The following is a 14,254-nucleotide window of genomic DNA, read 5'->3' as shown; positions in this document are numbered from 1 at the left end:
CACACACGATTCAAATGCAAAAATAAGCCTTAGCGCGAAAGCCAAGGCATTTCTATCGTCATCAATTTATTGTAAAGGATTCGTTAATTCAGGGTGGCGATGAAGCGCTTCACTGCAATATTCACAGGTGATACTGGCTGTAATGTCACCATTTGCTTCATAGCTAATTATATGGGCCCGATCCTCTTCGGTCAAGGAATACAATCCAAGATTCGTTTCTGTCGCGTTGGGATGATCGAGAACGGCATACTGCTTTCCACAATAGGGGCAGACATATTTTATTGCCATCATTATGCCTCCTGAGCGTAAGTTATGCTACCAGTATTCCCATGGAACCCCCGACTTATACTATCCGTTAAATTGATTCATCACCCGTAAAAATGAAATCTCCGTCCATGCTTTAACCGCTTCGGAAGCCCGTTTTACCGCATCCTCTACCTCTGCCTGCTGTTCCATGGAAAAGGGAGTCAGGACATAATCCACAACTTTCCGGCCTGGCTGCGGACGGTCAATGCCAACTTTAATCCGCTTAAATTCCTCGGATCCGAGATGGGCGATTAAGGATTTTATTCCATTATGCCCGCCTGAACTTCCTTTCGTGCGAAGGCGAATTTTCCCGCAGGGCAAATCCATATCATCATAGACAACGAGTAAATCATCTTGGGGTGCCAGCTTATAAAAATGAAGGAGCGGAGCTACACACTCACCGGATAAATTCATATAGGTGAGGGGTTTTACAAGGATAATTTTTTCATTGCCTACGCGGCCTTCCCCGATTAATCCCTTAAATTTCCCCTGATTAAGCGCAATATCCCACTGGTCTGCCAAACGGTCAATTACCCAGAAGCCTACGTTATGCTTTGTCTTTTCATATTCTCTTCCCGGGTTTCCCAATCCAACAATGACTTTCATCGTTCCACATTCTCCCCTTTTAACGCGGCAAAAAGGCGCAACCTTCCTGGTTACACCTTTTCTTCTGCCAAGTTCACGTTATTTCTCTTCATCGGAGGGACCACCCGCTGCATTCGCCGGCTGCTCTTCACCCGCCCGCTCTTCTGAATCAGGAATCGGATCGAGTTGTGGAGCTGTAATGCTCAATACGATTTCATCCTTTTCATGCTGAGGTGTCACCCCGGCCGGGATTCGCAGTTCGCCTACCGATACAGAATCGCCAATAGCAAGATGCTCAATCGATACGGTAACGGCATCCGGTATAGCATTCGGGAGGCAGCGAATAGTAAGCTCGCGAAGCGATTGCTGCAGAATGCCGCCCTCCTTCATACCGGCCGCCTCCCCTTCAGGCACAATATGAACCATGGTTTCAATTTCTTCATTCATGTTCACCTTGTTAAAATCAAGGTGCATGACTTTTCCCTTTAACGGCTCTTGCTGAACGTCTTTAATTAAAACATCATACTGACTGCCGTCCACTTTTAACGTAATAATATGGTTTATGCCCTGCTTGCGTATAACTTGCAAGAATTGCCCTTCATCCACGGTAATCGGCTGGCTTTGCAAACCGCTTCCATATATGACCGCAGGAATTTTGCCGTTTTTTCGCAATCCATGCAAGGTTGAACGATGCGATGTATCTCTTTTTTCCGCCAGTAATTCAATCGTCACTATCCTCAACCTCCTATGCCTCATTCGTACATTCAATAGTATTTACTGTACCCAAAACATAGGAAAATCAATCGTCTTCTAATCAAAAAGTTTGCTTACGGATAGTTCTTCATGGACGCGGATAATGGCTTCCCCTATTATCGGTGCAACGGATAGGGCTTTGATTTTTGCAATTTGCTTGTCCGGACCAAGCGGAATCGTATTTGTGACAATTAATTCTTTAATGCTCGACTCATCAATGCGTTTAATGGCCGGGCCGGATAGCACCGGATGGGTACAGCAGGCATATACAGCTTTTGCCCCCGACTCCATCAAGGCGCTCGCAGCCAGTGTAATCGTCCCTGCTGTGTCGATAATGTCATCAATAATAATAGCGGTGCGCCCTTCAATATTGCCGACGATATTCATCACCTCGGCTACATTCGGTTCCGGACGCCGTTTATCAATGATCGCGATCGGGGCTTCCAGGCGTTCCGCTAATTTACGGGCACGGGTAACCCCCCCGTGATCCGGAGATACCACAACGATATCATCCAGTTTCTTCTCCGCAAAATACTTGGCGAGAATAGGAACGCCGAGTAAATGATCGACCGGAATATCAAAGAACCCTTGAATTTGAGTAGCATGAAGATCCATGGTAATAACGCGGTGGGCACCCGCTTTATCTATCAAATTGGCAACCAGTTTAGCCGTAATCGGATCCCGCGCCCGCGCTTTCCGATCCTGGCGCGCATATCCGTAATACGGGATGACCACGTTAATACTTTTAGCGGAAGCACGTTTAAGCGCATCCACCATAACCAGCAATTCCATAAGGTGTTCGTTAACAGGAGCGCTTGTCGACTGGATCACGAATACATCTGCGCCGCGAACACTTTCGTTTAACTTAATTTGAACTTCACCATCACTAAAATGTACAACCTGGGCATTGCCCATCGGAACTCCGATATGGTCAACAATTTCTTTAGCCAGTGCCGGATTCGCATTACACGTAAAGACTTTTAATTTAGGATCGCGATAATTCGCCATGCTACTCTATGACCTCCACACTTATTATTTCTTTATGATTTTTGCCGCATAGTCTTCTTTATTTGTCTGGCGTTCACGCGCAATCGCAAGCGCCTTATCCGGCACATTCTCGGTAATCGTAGAGCCGGCAGCAATGTACGCCCCTTCCCCAACGGTTACCGGAGCGACTAAATTTGCATTGCATCCTATAAAGGAATGGTCCTTAACAATTGTCTTATGTTTATGAACCCCGTCATAGTTAACCGTAACGGTGCCGCATCCCACATTCACATCTTGCCCAATCTCGGCATCCCCAAGATACGTCAGATGGGAAACTTTAGTTCCTTTGCCCAGCTTGGTATTTTTGATTTCTACAAAATCCCCTATCTTTACCCCTTCGCCAAGATGTGAATTTGGACGTATATAAGCAAAGGGACCTACGGTAGTTCGATTATCGACGCGGCTGTCCATTAGGACGGAGTGCTTGATCTCCACCCCGTCTCCAATTACACAATTCGTTACCTGCGCATGCGGTCCGATGATGCAATCTTCCCCTATCGTCGTACCTGCCCCAATGATGGTACCCGGATAAACAACAGTATCTCTGCCAATCGTTACGCCGGTCTCGATATACGTATTTGACGGGTCGATGACGGTTACCCCTTCACGCATGTGGTATTCAAGAATACGGTTTCGCATCAGGGCTTCCGCTTTGGCCAGAGCAACCCGATCATTCACGCCTACGGTTTGTTCGTCTGTAACCGATGTTTCAATCCGTTCGCCCTGTTTGGCGAGAATTTCAATGGCATCAGGTAAATAATATTCTCCCTGTGCATTGTTGTTATCAATTTGCTTCAGGACAGCAAATAATTTTTCATTATCAAAACAATACGTGCCCGTATTGATCTCACGAACAAGCCGTTCTTGCTCTGAAGCGTCCTTTTGTTCCACAATTCGGGCGACCCTGCCGTTTGCTTCGCGAATAATGCGCCCATAGCCTGTGGGATCATCCATCACTCTGGTTAAAATCGTGGCGGCCGCTTTATTATCAGTATGCGCTTGGATGAGGGCAGCAAGCGTTCCAGAGCTAATGAGCGGCTCATCACCGGAGACAACAAGCGTCGTTCCAGGTTTTCCACTCAGTATCGAATCCGCTTGCATAACAGCATGAGCCGTTCCCCGTTGCTGTTCTTGCATTGCATATTCGATTGCATCCCCAAGCTGTTGTTTAATTTTATCGGCCCCATGGCCTACGATAACGACGATGCGGTCCATCTGCAGTTCAGCCAGATTGTCCACAACATGCTGGACCATCGGTTTCCCACACACCGGATGTAAAACTTTATATAATTTGGATTTCATTCGGGTGCCCTGACCGGCAGCCAGGACAACCGCAAATTTTTCAGACATGGTAACCTCCATTTTTGATAAGTTCCACACTGACTATATCTTAATTAATGCCTGATTTCAAGACACGTAAAAAGAAAAAGAGGCCTCCTAACAGCAGGCCCCCCTTACACAACTGATTCTAAGCTCCTTCTTCCACCAATTCTTCCTCTGACGACTCCCCCGCACGTTCAAATTCGGCAAGAACAGCCGCCTGAATTTTTTCGCGAGTAGACGAAGAGATGGGATGTGCGATATCGCGGAATTCTCCCTCAGGTGTACGTTTGCTTGGCATTGCGACAAACATACCGTTATTTCCATCAATAACTCGAATGTCATGGACGACAAACTCATTATCAATCGTAATGGAACAAATCGCTTTCATGCGTCCATCCGTGTTCACTCGGCGGAGTCTCACGTCGGTCACTTCCATGTCTGCTCACCACCTTTTACCAATTATCTGAAGCTTGATAACTGTTTTCTCCAAAGGCTAGTGAATTCCTCCTAATTCAAAAAAAAAACTAGATCTTTTTTTGAATTTTATATACTTTTTATCACCTACATGATAATAACCGTGGTTCGGGTGTTTTTCTGACCAGTTTTACACTATATAAATGCGATTAATTCAATCTCAAGATCCGCATCTTTTGGCAGGCGAGAAACTTCGACAAGGGAGCGAGCCGGACGATGGTCTCCAAAGTAACTTCCATATATTTCATTAACAATTGTAAAATCATTGATATCTTTGACGAACACCGTGGTTTTCACCACATTTTCAAGCGTTGCGCCCGCTGCTGCCAAAACTGCCTTTAAATTGGCAAACACCTGGTGGGTAGCCGCCTGAATGTCACCGGTAATTAATTCTCCCTCCGGAGTCAACGGAATCTGGCCGGACGTAAAAAGAAAATTCCCCATCCTAATGGCTTGTGAATAAGGGCCTATTGCAGCCGGTGCCTGATTTGTTGAAATAGCGTTCATATATGTATCCCTCCGTATCAACTTATTTGAAAAAATAATTTCCTAATTCGAGCCGAATTTCTTTATCGCGTATATCCACTTCCGTCATGCTTAGCAGAGAAATGTATTCATCGACAAGCCGTTCTTCCACATTCGCCGTTTCCATGAGAACACCTACGCCGACAACTTCTGTTTTGAATTCCTCCAGCAAATCCATCATACCGCGAACAGTGCCGCCCGCTTTCATAAAGTCATCAATAATAAGCACCTTTGATAGCTCAGGCATACTGCGCCGGGCGAGGGACATTGTCTGAATCCGCTTGCTCGAACCGGACACATAATTGATGCTGACCACGGAACCATCTGTCACCTTGCTGTACCTGCGAACAATGACAACGGGAATGTTAAGGTATTGAGCGGTAGCATATGCCAGCGGAATTCCTTTGGACTCCACTGTCATCACTAATTCCGCACCCGAATCGGCAAAAATAGAAGCAAAAATTTTCCCGATTCGGCTTAATTCCTCCGGATTGCCGAGCAGGTCGGCCATGTACAGGTAGCCGCCGGGCAGCAGACGGCCGGGGCTTTCTAATGTCTGACACTGCTCTTTCATAATCAAAACCGCTTCATCCCGGCTAACCTTAGGAATGTATTTCACCCCGCCCGCTGCCCCGGCTACTGTTTTCAGCAAACCGACTCCTTCGGTTTCAAATAATTCTTTAATAATCGATAAATCTTCACTGATTGAAGATTTGGCAGAGCCGTATTGTTCGGCAAAAAACGTTAAAGGGATCAGCTTATGTGGTCGAGCTAGCAGGTGCTGCGTCATATCAACCAGACGAGCACTCCTCCGTAATTTTTTCATGTACGTTCCTCCGTAAAAGGCGAATATTATGAAGTGAATATACCATTTATGTACGGATTTGTGCAAGAGCTCACCATTGATTTTCCCCCGCCAGGCGAACCACATACACTTCTTTACAGAAACCCCGTAACCCGTTATAGATTCGGTTGACTCTCGATTCCTTATCCGTTAAGGCAAACACTGTAGGACCGCTTCCCGACATGAGCACACCATCTGCGCCAAAACGGCTCATTCTGTCTTTTATTACACACACGTCCGGATATTTCACCAGAGTAACGGACTCTAAATGGTTGCCGAGCGAACGGCAAATCCCGGGAAAGTCCCGGTGCCAAATCGCTTCGATCATTTGCTGTGATTTCCCTCTCTCGGTGAGCCGGTCCATCCGCAGGGCTCCGTATACCTCAGCAGTAGAGACACCAATCGGAGGTTTAGCAAGAATTACCCAGCAGGAAGGAGGTGATGGAAGGCGTTCAATTCTCTCCCCTCTCCCGCGGGCAACCGCAGTTCCCCCATATACACAGAAGGAAACGTCAGAGCCAATATGGGAACCGAGCTCCGCCATTTCCTCCACGCTCATGTTCAAGTCCCACAGCTTATTTAAGCCGCGAATCGCAGCGGCAGCATCACTGCTGCCCCCGGCTAACCCCGCGGCAATTGGAATTTGTTTATCGATATAAATATGCACACCTTCGTCAACGTGAAACCGCTCCTTTACGAGCTTCGCCGCCTGGTACACATGGTTTCGCTCATCCAGCGGCAGGTAGCAAGCGGAACAGTCCAAGGTTATTTTATTTTCTCTACGCGGTTCAATCGTTAATCTGTCCGCCAAATCAATGGTAGTCATGACCATTTCAATTTCATGGTAGCCGTCAGGCCTTTTGTACAGTACATCAAGAGTTAAATTGATTTTAGCCGGGGCCTTCACCATCAAACGCACATCGGTCATCCGCTTTTCAGTCACTTGCCTTTTACTCCTTTACTAAACATCGCTTTGACCATTTTAGCATTAACTGTAAAGCAACACAACGCGAATAAGACCAGGAGAATCTCCTGGTCTTTTGTCCGGGGAAATGCGTTTATTCTGAGTATTGCTTGGCCAAAGCTTCCTCCGCCAGTTGAATGGCCCGCTTCACCAGATTTCCGGCGTCGCGCGTGGTGATGCCACCCCATCCTTCCCGCTGGACGGTATCGTAGAAACCCAAATCTTTCGCAAGTTCCATTTTAAACTGTTCAGACATGATGCTTCTTCTTCGACCCATGGATGCATCCTCCCTTTTTCCCCGGTTTACTTAGTATCTCACTGTAAAAAATAAAAACAGCAGGATAATATATCCTACTGTTCTATAGGAATGCGGATTTGTTCATCATTGCGACAAATGGTGAGTTCCACTGTTTCCGTTAAAATATCCGCATAGCTATAGGACACGCGCTCAAAAGAATGCTTGTCCTCATCAAGTTTAACAATAAACACAGACGGGTACGTCTCTTCGAGAACACCCGCTCTTTCTACGGTCTTGCGACGGCCACCGTTCGCACGAAGTAAAATTCGTTCGCCAAGATGGCTATCCAAACTACGTTTGATTTCCAATAACGTACTTCTCGCCAATCAGACCACCTCACTACAAAAAGTATAACACTCCTACGTTATTATGTCAAACAAAACAAAAATTATAGCAATCGAATAAGTAAATTGTCAATGAATTTTTATGGTCAAAATTCAACAAAAAACGAGCAGCTATAAACTGCTCGTTTTTTGTTCCATATGCCGTGGAACACCGAAGCGAAAAGAACCTTTTGTTTCCAGGCCACCAACCCCATCCAAGCCTGTAATTGTATTTTTTATCATTTCAAACATATTCACCGACTGGCGTATGGACGTATACGCTACTTTCTCTGCTATGTATACTGGATCAAGGGTATGAATATTGATTCGCTTAGGCGAACTGGCAAAATTAGCACCCGCATCAATTAAAGCCTCAAAATAAGACTGGCAGGCACCAGCAAATATCACCAAATTGTCTTTTCCGGGCTCATAATCCCTCGCTCTTTCCACCGCCTGCACAAAGTGCTTCGAGTTGCGGTAGCCACTTAAATCATCGCAGGGACCTCGTTTGGGCTGCAGGGAGTCATGCCCCGTAATCACAAGAATATTGGGCCGGTGCCGCTGGAGCAGACCCTGTATTTTCTCGGGCATTTCTTTTTCTCTTATATAATATCCGTCTACAGGAATCTTTAGTTCCCGGTAAACGGTCAGGCATTTCTTTAGGTAGTTAGCATCGCCGTCAATATGAAGAACCTTACCGGGCCAGTCAAATGTGCCCCCTTCGTTATCCTCCGTATGAACAACAAGCCGCCATTCGTGACTCTCCCGCATTAAACGGCGCTCCTGGGCGATTAAACGCAGGGTCTCTTGCGCCCGCTGCTGGTTTACCTTCGTGCGTTCTTCCACATCTTTGGGGTTAAGTTTGACTAAATCGTCATAAGGCGCATCAGCCAGCAACCGATATTCGAGACCGAGAAGAAATACGGTTCCATCCTCCCGATTAAAGTCGATAATCTGAAACAGAATATCCTGGCCGTACGATTTACGGGCAACAATATCGCCAATCTGGAAATCCGAAAGCGCCATGAAAAACCCCTCCTCATGGTGTCAGTATATGCCCGCCCGTGAAAAGGGTTCTGAAATCCTCATTTGCTCTGTCTGGTAATTACATTGCTTAGTGCGGCAAACTCAGCAATGGACAATGTTTCTCCTCTTCGCGTAGGGTCGATTCCCACTTCTTCAAGCAGGTTAAACATCTCTTCCCTGCGCTCTTTGCCAAAGAAATTATGCAGCAAATTATTTGCCAGCGTTTTTCGCCGCTGGGCGAAGCTGGCTTTCACCACACGATAAAACGCCTCTTCGCTTTGCACTTCAACCGCAGGAGTTTGGCGAATCCGGAGCCGGAGCACGGCAGAATCCACGTTGGGTTGAGGAATAAACACACTACGGGGAACGATGGTAACAATATCCGCTTCCGCATAAAATTGAGCCAGCACCGTTAACGCACCATACGCTTTACTCCCCGGATTTGCCGCGATACGTTCAGCCACTTCTTTTTGAATCATGACTACAATATTTTCAAGCGGCAGTCGTTCCTCTAAAAGCTTCATGAGAATCGCACTCGTTACATAGTACGGCAGGTTAGCCACCACGCTCACCTTTTTTCCGTTGAACTTATCCTCAATTAAAGCGGATAAATTCATGTCCAGCACATCGCCATGCATAACCTCTGTATGAGGATAAACAGAAAGAGTGTCTGCAAGAATCGGCAAAAGGCGCTGGTCTATCTCGATGGCAACCACCTTGCCAGCCTCTCTTGATAGCTGCTCTGTCAGGGCCCCGATTCCGGGACCGATCTCTATGACTCCTTTTTCAAGCGTCAGTTCAGCTGCCGCCACAATTTTATGCAGAATGTTTAAATCGATCAGGAAATTTTGCCCGAGGCTTTTTTTAAATGAAAAGCCATATTTTTTCAAAATTTCTTTCGTTCTGGTCGGTGTGGCAATGTCAGTCATTCTGTTCCTCCTGTGCTTTTACCCACGCAAGCGAGCGTGCGAATTCCTCAGGCGTGATTCCCAGCATAAGAAGTCTTTTGTGCAGTTGTTTCGCATTCGCATAGCCGATGCCGAGCTCCTCGCCCAAAAGAAACCTCCGATTCTTTGCCTGTGGGCCGCCGACAAGCCCTGCGGCGGACATATCCTGCATCGTAATTTGTTCCACAGGAGTTTCCGCTTCCGTCCGCACCTCGGCCAGCGCCCGCCGAATCGATTCCGGGGTTGCATACTCCACGCCCAGATTGCGCTTTCCTCTACCTTCTTCCCGCTTGATAAAGGCATGTTTACAGCCCGGGACAGCCTGGCTGACAATCTTGCGGATTCGCTCCCCAGGGTAGTCCGGATCGGTAAAAATAATTACACCTCTTGTCTTCTGGGCCCGGCGAATGCGTTCAAGTACACGCTCCGATACAGCCGAACCTCCCGTTTCTATCGTATCCGCTTCTACCGCCCGTTTAATCGCTATTGTATCTGACTTACCTTCCACAACAATCACTTCTTTAATCATAAGACCTCTCCCTTTAAAACAAAAAACACAGGGAAGCTTGACTCCCCTGCATCATCATATCATTATTATGGTTTATGCGGACCGATCACATACAGTTTTTTCTCTCGAATTCCAAAGTTTCTGGCATCCTCTTCTGACGTAAAGTATAAATCAACGCGGTTGCCTTTAATAGCACCGCCGGTATCTTCAGCCCTGCGAAAACCGTACCCTTCAATATAAACCCACCATCCTAACGGTACGACATCAGGATCTACGGCAATGGTTCTTCCTTCCTTCAGAGTAGTTCCCGATTTCGTAATCATACGAGCCGGGTCATTCGCTGTTGTTCCATTCGAAGCCGGGTCAGAGGAATAGGCGGTCATGGTCACGTGCAGCACTTTCCGCGGGGTAAAATCGGCGTTGCCTGTGCCATCTGTCATCATCGCGCGTCGGCTGGATTCTTCACCGCGTGATAGCGCAACCATACGGGAAGTTCCAATCGCCACAACCTGATCTTTCTCCGGCTGAATTACTTTGGAAGTTATCAGCTTCTTTCCAGTAGGTTTCCCATTCGTATAAACAACTTCATACCCTTCAAGAACTTTGCCCGGCTGTCCTTTCTGAACAACCTTGGTCTGTCCTTCCATCATAGTGTGTTCTGCTTTTTTTTGTGTATTGAAGGCTACTGTTTTCAATTGACTTTCCATTCGTTTGGTGACGCGGGTAAGTGTGATCGTCTGGTTGCCGCTTACCGGCTGATTAAGCGCTGGATTCACTTGATCTAACGGGTTTACGTGAATGTTTTGCTCCTGCAAAACATCACCGACGGTACGCCCCTGTGTATACACGATATACTTCTTCCCGGCAATGTTTAGCGTAACCGGCTGCTTTTGTGTCTCCTCTTCAATTTGGATGAATTGTATGCTTTTTTTCTGAGCTGAATGTAATAATAACCCTAGGCTAACGGCAACAATCATCGCTCCAGCTGTACAGAGAATCGTCTTTCGATATCTCAAATTTTGCAACTGAATAAACTTTTGTTTAAAACTCATATCTGCCTCCTTAACGGTCGAGAGCCATTGTAGACCAAATCCCAAAAGTTTGTCAAACCAGTTTCTTACAGTCCATTCGACGCACTTCAACAAAAATAAATAGGGATATAGAACTAAAATACTCTCATACCGCGCTTTAACGGAGACAATCATTATTCAATTTTTTGTTTCTATACCTGTATTTGGAACAGTTTTTTTGCGTTTTCTGTCGTGATTTCGGCTATTTTTTCGAACGAAATATTTTTTAACCCGGCTATTTTTTCGGCCACATAACGCACATACCCACTCTCATTTCTTTTTCCACGATATGGTTCGGGAGTTAGGTACGGGCAGTCTGTTTCAATTAATAAGCGGTCAAGTGGAACGTGTTCCGCAACCTCCTTCGGCTTCTTCGCATTTTTAAAGGTAACAGGGCCTCCAAGTGAAATGTAAAAATTCATATTTATGCATTCGGTGGCCATTTCCGGGCTTCCCGAAAAGCAATGCATGATGCCGCCTACTTCTTCCGCTTCCTCTTCCCGCAAAATATTGATAATATCCTGATGCGCTTCCCGGTCGTGGATAATGATCGGCAGCTTTAATTTTTTTGCCAACCGGATTTGTTTGCGGAAAACATCGTGCTGCACGTCCTTCGGCGATGTGTCCCAGTAATAGTCCAGGCCAATTTCGCCAATGGCGACTACTTTTTTCTCTTCTGAAGCCAATTTTTCAATCCAGGCCAAATCGTCATCGGTCATCGTTTTTGCGTCCTGTGGATGCCAGCCGATAGCCGTATAGATAAAATCATACTGCCGGGTAAGCTCAAGCGAAGTAGTAATCGTTTCCCGATTGTAACCAATATTGCAGATAAGGGAAACACCATTCTCCCTTGCACGGGCGATAACATCCTGCCGATCTTCATTAAATTTTTCATCGTTAAGGTGAGCATGAGTATCAAATAGCACTTCAGTAATTTCCTCCTTACGGTGTGGGGACTATTTTACAATCGCACCATTTGGCATCGTATCGGGAACTGTAGCCAGCGTGAGTTTGTCCCCTTCTGAGGCGGCCAGTATCATACCATTTGATAATTGTCCGCGCAGAGTGACCGGCTTAAGATTGATTACACAAATCACCTTTTTCCCAACCAATTCCTCTGGCGTATAGAATTTAGCAATACCGGATACGACCTGTCGCTTTTCAAATCCCAAATCAAGCTGTAGCTTCATCAGCTTATCGGCCTTTGGAACTTTTTCAGCTTCCATCACCTGAGCGACGCGAAGCTCAACTTTCATAAAATCATCAATGGTAATCTCGGGCTTTTCTGCCGGTTTTTCTGCAGCATTTCGGCTGCTTTCGTCCTGCCTTTTCTTATTTTCTTCCGCGTGTTTCCGGGCGGCTGCCGTCGTTGCATCAATAACGGCAATTTCCTTTTCCAGCTCAAGGCGCGGGAATAATGCATCTTCCCGGTTAACTTTCCTCCCGCTTGGCAGTTGGCCCCACGTTTTGGCAGTTTCCCAGCCAATTTCCGCTTCCTTATCTGTAATACCTAGTTGGCTCCATATTATTTTCGGGGCTTTCGTCATAAATGGTTGTAGCCCAATGGATACAATACGAATGCTTTCCGCCAGGTTATACATAACGGTGGCAAGCCGTTCCCTTTTTTCCTCGTCTTTAGCCAGCACCCACGGCGCCGTTTCATCAATATACTTATTCGTCCGGCTAATGAGGTCCCACAGGTGGGTCAAAGCGGAACCAAAGCGCATTTCCTCCATGCTTTCCTCAACCCCAGCGAAAGCGCGCTGTGCGGTTTCTTTCAACTCTTCATCAACTGGTTCCCCTGTCGTAGGAACCGGAATGACTCCGGAAAAGTATTTATCGATCATCGCAACCGTCCGGCTGACGAGGTTGCCAAGGTCATTTGCCAGGTCAAAATTCAGCCGCTGGATAAACGCTTCCGGTGTAAAAACCCCGTCCTGGCCAAACGGAATTTCACGCAGCAGAAAATAGCGAATGGAATCGGAACCGTAGCGTTCGATAAGAAACTTCGGATCGATGGCATTTCCTTTCGATTTTGACATTTTTCCATCCGGCATCAGCAGCCAGCCGTGCCCAAACACCTGCTTCGGCAGCGGGAGGTCCAGCGCCATTAAAATAATCGGCCAATAAATCGTATGAAAACGAAGGATATCCTTTCCAATCATATGCAAATCCGCGGGCCAATAACGCTTAAATTTAGAGTCGTCTTCCTGCAAATAACCGAGCGCCGTAATGTAATTGGCCAGCGCATCAATCCATACGTAAATAACGTGTTCCGGGTCGTTCGGCAATTTAACGCCCCAATCGAATGTCGTACGCGATACACACAGATCTTCCAGCCCCGGTTTCAAAAAGTTGTTGACCATCTCGTTGCGCCGGGATTCCGGCTGAATGAATTCAGGGTGCTGCTCAATATGCTGCAGCAGACGATCCTGATACCTGGACATGCGGAAGAAGTAGCTTTTCTCTTTAACGAGGGAAACTTCCCGTCCACAGTCCGGACAGACATATTTATCGCCTTGTTTAGCCTGATGCTCTGTCCAGAACGCCTCATCCGGCACACAATAGTACCCCTCATATTCACCAAGGTAAATATCACCTTTATCCACAAGCTTTTGAAAAATTTTCTGAACGGTTTTTTCGTGGCGGGGGTCCGTTGTGCGAATAAAGTCATCGTAAGAAATATCCAGGCGCGACCATAAATCTTTGATCCAGTCTACAATCGGGTCGATGAATTCAAGCGGCTTTTTTCCCTCTTCCGCAGCCCGCCGCTGCAGTTTTTGTCCATGTTCATCGGTGCCGGTCAAATAAAACACATCATAGCCGCGCAATCTTTTATAGCGGGCCAGTGCATCGCAGGCGATTGTCGTATAGGCGTTCCCAATGTGCAGCGTATTACTTGGATAATAAATAGGGGTTGTAATATAATACGTAGGTTTTGCCATCTCTATCTTCCTCTCTTTTTTCTATGAAATTACACGAATAAAAAAAAGCCTCTCCCCCAACAACTGGGACGAAAGACTCCGTGGTACCACCCAAATTCCCCGTCTTTTCACCGTATCCTGTGAAAAAGCAGGCTCTTACCCCGTAACGAGGGGGAACGTTACTCTCTTACTACTTCAGCTCGAAAGTAAAAAGCTCCGGGGCCATCTTCTCCTGTTTTTTCTTACCGGTTCCCACCTTATCCGGCTCTCTGGCTAAAGAAACGTAACAGAATACTCTTCCCATCATTGCTTATATGATCGCGTACTCGCTTTAATT

Annotated in this window: 17 protein-coding genes and 1 other annotated feature; all 17 genes read right to left on the bottom strand. The window is 46.6% G+C overall.

Annotation, left to right across the window (positions count from 1 at the left end; translation table 11 throughout):
* Positions 1-66: 66 nt before the first annotated feature.
* Positions 67-291, bottom strand: a complete 225-nt coding sequence (locus H525_RS0107935; RefSeq protein WP_245590430.1) for an anti-sigma-F factor Fin — start codon at positions 289-291, stop codon at positions 67-69.
* 57 nt (positions 292-348) lie between these two features.
* Positions 349-912, bottom strand: a complete 564-nt coding sequence (gene pth / locus H525_RS0107930) for an aminoacyl-tRNA hydrolase (protein WP_027415769.1) — start codon at positions 910-912, stop codon at positions 349-351.
* Positions 913-990: 78 nt separating this feature from the next.
* On the bottom strand, positions 991-1,623 hold the full coding sequence (locus H525_RS23285) for a 50S ribosomal protein L25/general stress protein Ctc (RefSeq protein WP_035100380.1): 633 nt from the start codon (positions 1,621-1,623) through the stop codon (positions 991-993).
* A gap of 78 nt (positions 1,624-1,701) precedes the next feature.
* A complete protein-coding gene (locus H525_RS0107920) occupies positions 1,702-2,652 on the bottom strand; it encodes a ribose-phosphate diphosphokinase (RefSeq protein ID WP_027415768.1) in 951 nt (316 codons plus the stop codon).
* A 24-nt stretch (positions 2,653-2,676) separates the two neighbouring features.
* Positions 2,677-4,041, bottom strand: a complete 1,365-nt coding sequence (gene glmU, locus H525_RS0107915) for a bifunctional UDP-N-acetylglucosamine diphosphorylase/glucosamine-1-phosphate N-acetyltransferase GlmU (protein ID WP_027415767.1) — start codon at positions 4,039-4,041, stop codon at positions 2,677-2,679.
* 118 nt (positions 4,042-4,159) lie between these two features.
* Positions 4,160-4,450 (bottom strand): septation regulator SpoVG, encoded by a 291-nt coding sequence (spoVG, locus tag H525_RS0107910; protein ID WP_027415766.1) that lies wholly within the window; start codon positions 4,448-4,450, stop codon positions 4,160-4,162.
* A gap of 173 nt (positions 4,451-4,623) precedes the next feature.
* Positions 4,624-4,995 carry a RidA family protein gene (locus H525_RS0107905; RefSeq protein ID WP_027415765.1) on the bottom strand — a complete coding sequence of 124 codons (372 nt, stop codon included), beginning with the start codon at positions 4,993-4,995 and terminating at the stop codon, positions 4,624-4,626.
* A 22-nt stretch (positions 4,996-5,017) separates the two neighbouring features.
* Positions 5,018-5,839 carry a pur operon repressor gene (gene purR, locus H525_RS0107900; protein WP_027415764.1) on the bottom strand — a complete coding sequence of 274 codons (822 nt, stop codon included), beginning with the start codon at positions 5,837-5,839 and terminating at the stop codon, positions 5,018-5,020.
* A 70-nt stretch (positions 5,840-5,909) separates the two neighbouring features.
* Entirely contained in the window at positions 5,910-6,785 is an 876-nt protein-coding gene (gene ispE / locus H525_RS0107895; RefSeq protein WP_035100384.1) for a 4-(cytidine 5'-diphospho)-2-C-methyl-D-erythritol kinase, read from the bottom strand.
* 130 nt (positions 6,786-6,915) lie between these two features.
* Complete coding sequence (locus H525_RS0107885) at positions 6,916-7,098, bottom strand: small, acid-soluble spore protein, alpha/beta type (protein ID WP_027415762.1); 183 nt, start codon at positions 7,096-7,098, stop codon at positions 6,916-6,918.
* Between the two features lie 74 nt (positions 7,099-7,172).
* Positions 7,173-7,445 carry a biofilm formation stimulator Veg gene (veg, locus tag H525_RS0107880; RefSeq protein ID WP_027415761.1) on the bottom strand — a complete coding sequence of 91 codons (273 nt, stop codon included), beginning with the start codon at positions 7,443-7,445 and terminating at the stop codon, positions 7,173-7,175.
* Positions 7,446-7,574: 129 nt separating this feature from the next.
* The gene (yabG, locus tag H525_RS0107875; RefSeq protein ID WP_027415760.1) at positions 7,575-8,468 is read right to left on the bottom strand and encodes a sporulation peptidase YabG; all 894 of its coding nucleotides are present in this window, start codon (positions 8,466-8,468) and stop codon (positions 7,575-7,577) included.
* Positions 8,469-8,527: 59 nt separating this feature from the next.
* Positions 8,528-9,397, bottom strand: a complete 870-nt coding sequence (rsmA, locus tag H525_RS0107870) for a 16S rRNA (adenine(1518)-N(6)/adenine(1519)-N(6))-dimethyltransferase RsmA (protein WP_027415759.1) — start codon at positions 9,395-9,397, stop codon at positions 8,528-8,530.
* Positions 9,390-9,944 carry a ribonuclease M5 gene (rnmV, locus tag H525_RS0107865; RefSeq protein WP_027415758.1) on the bottom strand — a complete coding sequence of 185 codons (555 nt, stop codon included), beginning with the start codon at positions 9,942-9,944 and terminating at the stop codon, positions 9,390-9,392. The genes rsmA and rnmV overlap by 8 nt, the downstream gene beginning before the upstream one ends.
* A gap of 65 nt (positions 9,945-10,009) precedes the next feature.
* On the bottom strand, positions 10,010-10,975 hold the full coding sequence (locus H525_RS23280; protein ID WP_051330895.1) for a resuscitation-promoting factor: 966 nt from the start codon (positions 10,973-10,975) through the stop codon (positions 10,010-10,012).
* Positions 10,976-11,145: 170 nt separating this feature from the next.
* Positions 11,146-11,919 carry a TatD family hydrolase gene (locus tag H525_RS0107855; RefSeq protein ID WP_027415757.1) on the bottom strand — a complete coding sequence of 258 codons (774 nt, stop codon included), beginning with the start codon at positions 11,917-11,919 and terminating at the stop codon, positions 11,146-11,148.
* A gap of 30 nt (positions 11,920-11,949) precedes the next feature.
* Positions 11,950-13,938 carry a methionine--tRNA ligase gene (metG, locus tag H525_RS0107850; RefSeq protein WP_027415756.1) on the bottom strand — a complete coding sequence of 663 codons (1,989 nt, stop codon included), beginning with the start codon at positions 13,936-13,938 and terminating at the stop codon, positions 11,950-11,952.
* A 61-nt stretch (positions 13,939-13,999) separates the two neighbouring features.
* Positions 14,000-14,233, bottom strand: a binding site (T-box leader).
* Positions 14,234-14,254: the final 21 nt, after the last annotated feature.

Source organism: Aneurinibacillus terranovensis DSM 18919 (assembly GCF_000430625.1).
In the GTDB taxonomy this organism is placed as follows: domain Bacteria; phylum Bacillota; class Bacilli; order Aneurinibacillales; family Aneurinibacillaceae; genus Aneurinibacillus_B; species Aneurinibacillus_B terranovensis.
This window is presented reverse-complemented; position numbering and strand designations above follow the sequence as displayed.

Excerpts from the sequence above, each read along its gene's own strand:
- spoVG (WP_027415766.1), bottom strand. The coding sequence starts at position 4,450 with ATGGAAGTGACCGACGTGAGACTCCGCCGAGTGAACACGGATGGACGC.
- rnmV (WP_027415758.1), bottom strand. The coding sequence starts at position 9,944 with ATGATTAAAGAAGTGATTGTTGTGGAAGGTAAGTCAGATACAATAGCG.
- H525_RS0107920 (WP_027415768.1), bottom strand. The coding sequence starts at position 2,652 with ATGGCGAATTATCGCGATCCTAAATTAAAAGTCTTTACGTGTAATGCG.
- glmU (WP_027415767.1), bottom strand. The coding sequence starts at position 4,041 with ATGTCTGAAAAATTTGCGGTTGTCCTGGCTGCCGGTCAGGGCACCCGA.
- H525_RS0107885 (WP_027415762.1), bottom strand. The coding sequence starts at position 7,098 with ATGGGTCGAAGAAGAAGCATCATGTCTGAACAGTTTAAAATGGAACTT.
- pth (WP_027415769.1), bottom strand. The coding sequence starts at position 912 with ATGAAAGTCATTGTTGGATTGGGAAACCCGGGAAGAGAATATGAAAAG.
- purR (WP_027415764.1), bottom strand. The coding sequence starts at position 5,839 with ATGAAAAAATTACGGAGGAGTGCTCGTCTGGTTGATATGACGCAGCAC.
- metG (WP_027415756.1), bottom strand. The coding sequence starts at position 13,938 with ATGGCAAAACCTACGTATTATATTACAACCCCTATTTATTATCCAAGT.
- rsmA (WP_027415759.1), bottom strand. The coding sequence starts at position 9,397 with ATGACTGACATTGCCACACCGACCAGAACGAAAGAAATTTTGAAAAAA.
- yabG (WP_027415760.1), bottom strand. The coding sequence starts at position 8,468 with ATGGCGCTTTCGGATTTCCAGATTGGCGATATTGTTGCCCGTAAATCG.
- ispE (WP_035100384.1), bottom strand. The coding sequence starts at position 6,785 with ATGACCGATGTGCGTTTGATGGTGAAGGCCCCGGCTAAAATCAATTTA.
- H525_RS23280 (WP_051330895.1), bottom strand. The coding sequence starts at position 10,975 with ATGAGTTTTAAACAAAAGTTTATTCAGTTGCAAAATTTGAGATATCGA.
- H525_RS0107905 (WP_027415765.1), bottom strand. The coding sequence starts at position 4,995 with ATGAACGCTATTTCAACAAATCAGGCACCGGCTGCAATAGGCCCTTAT.
- H525_RS0107935 (WP_245590430.1), bottom strand. The coding sequence starts at position 291 with ATGATGGCAATAAAATATGTCTGCCCCTATTGTGGAAAGCAGTATGCC.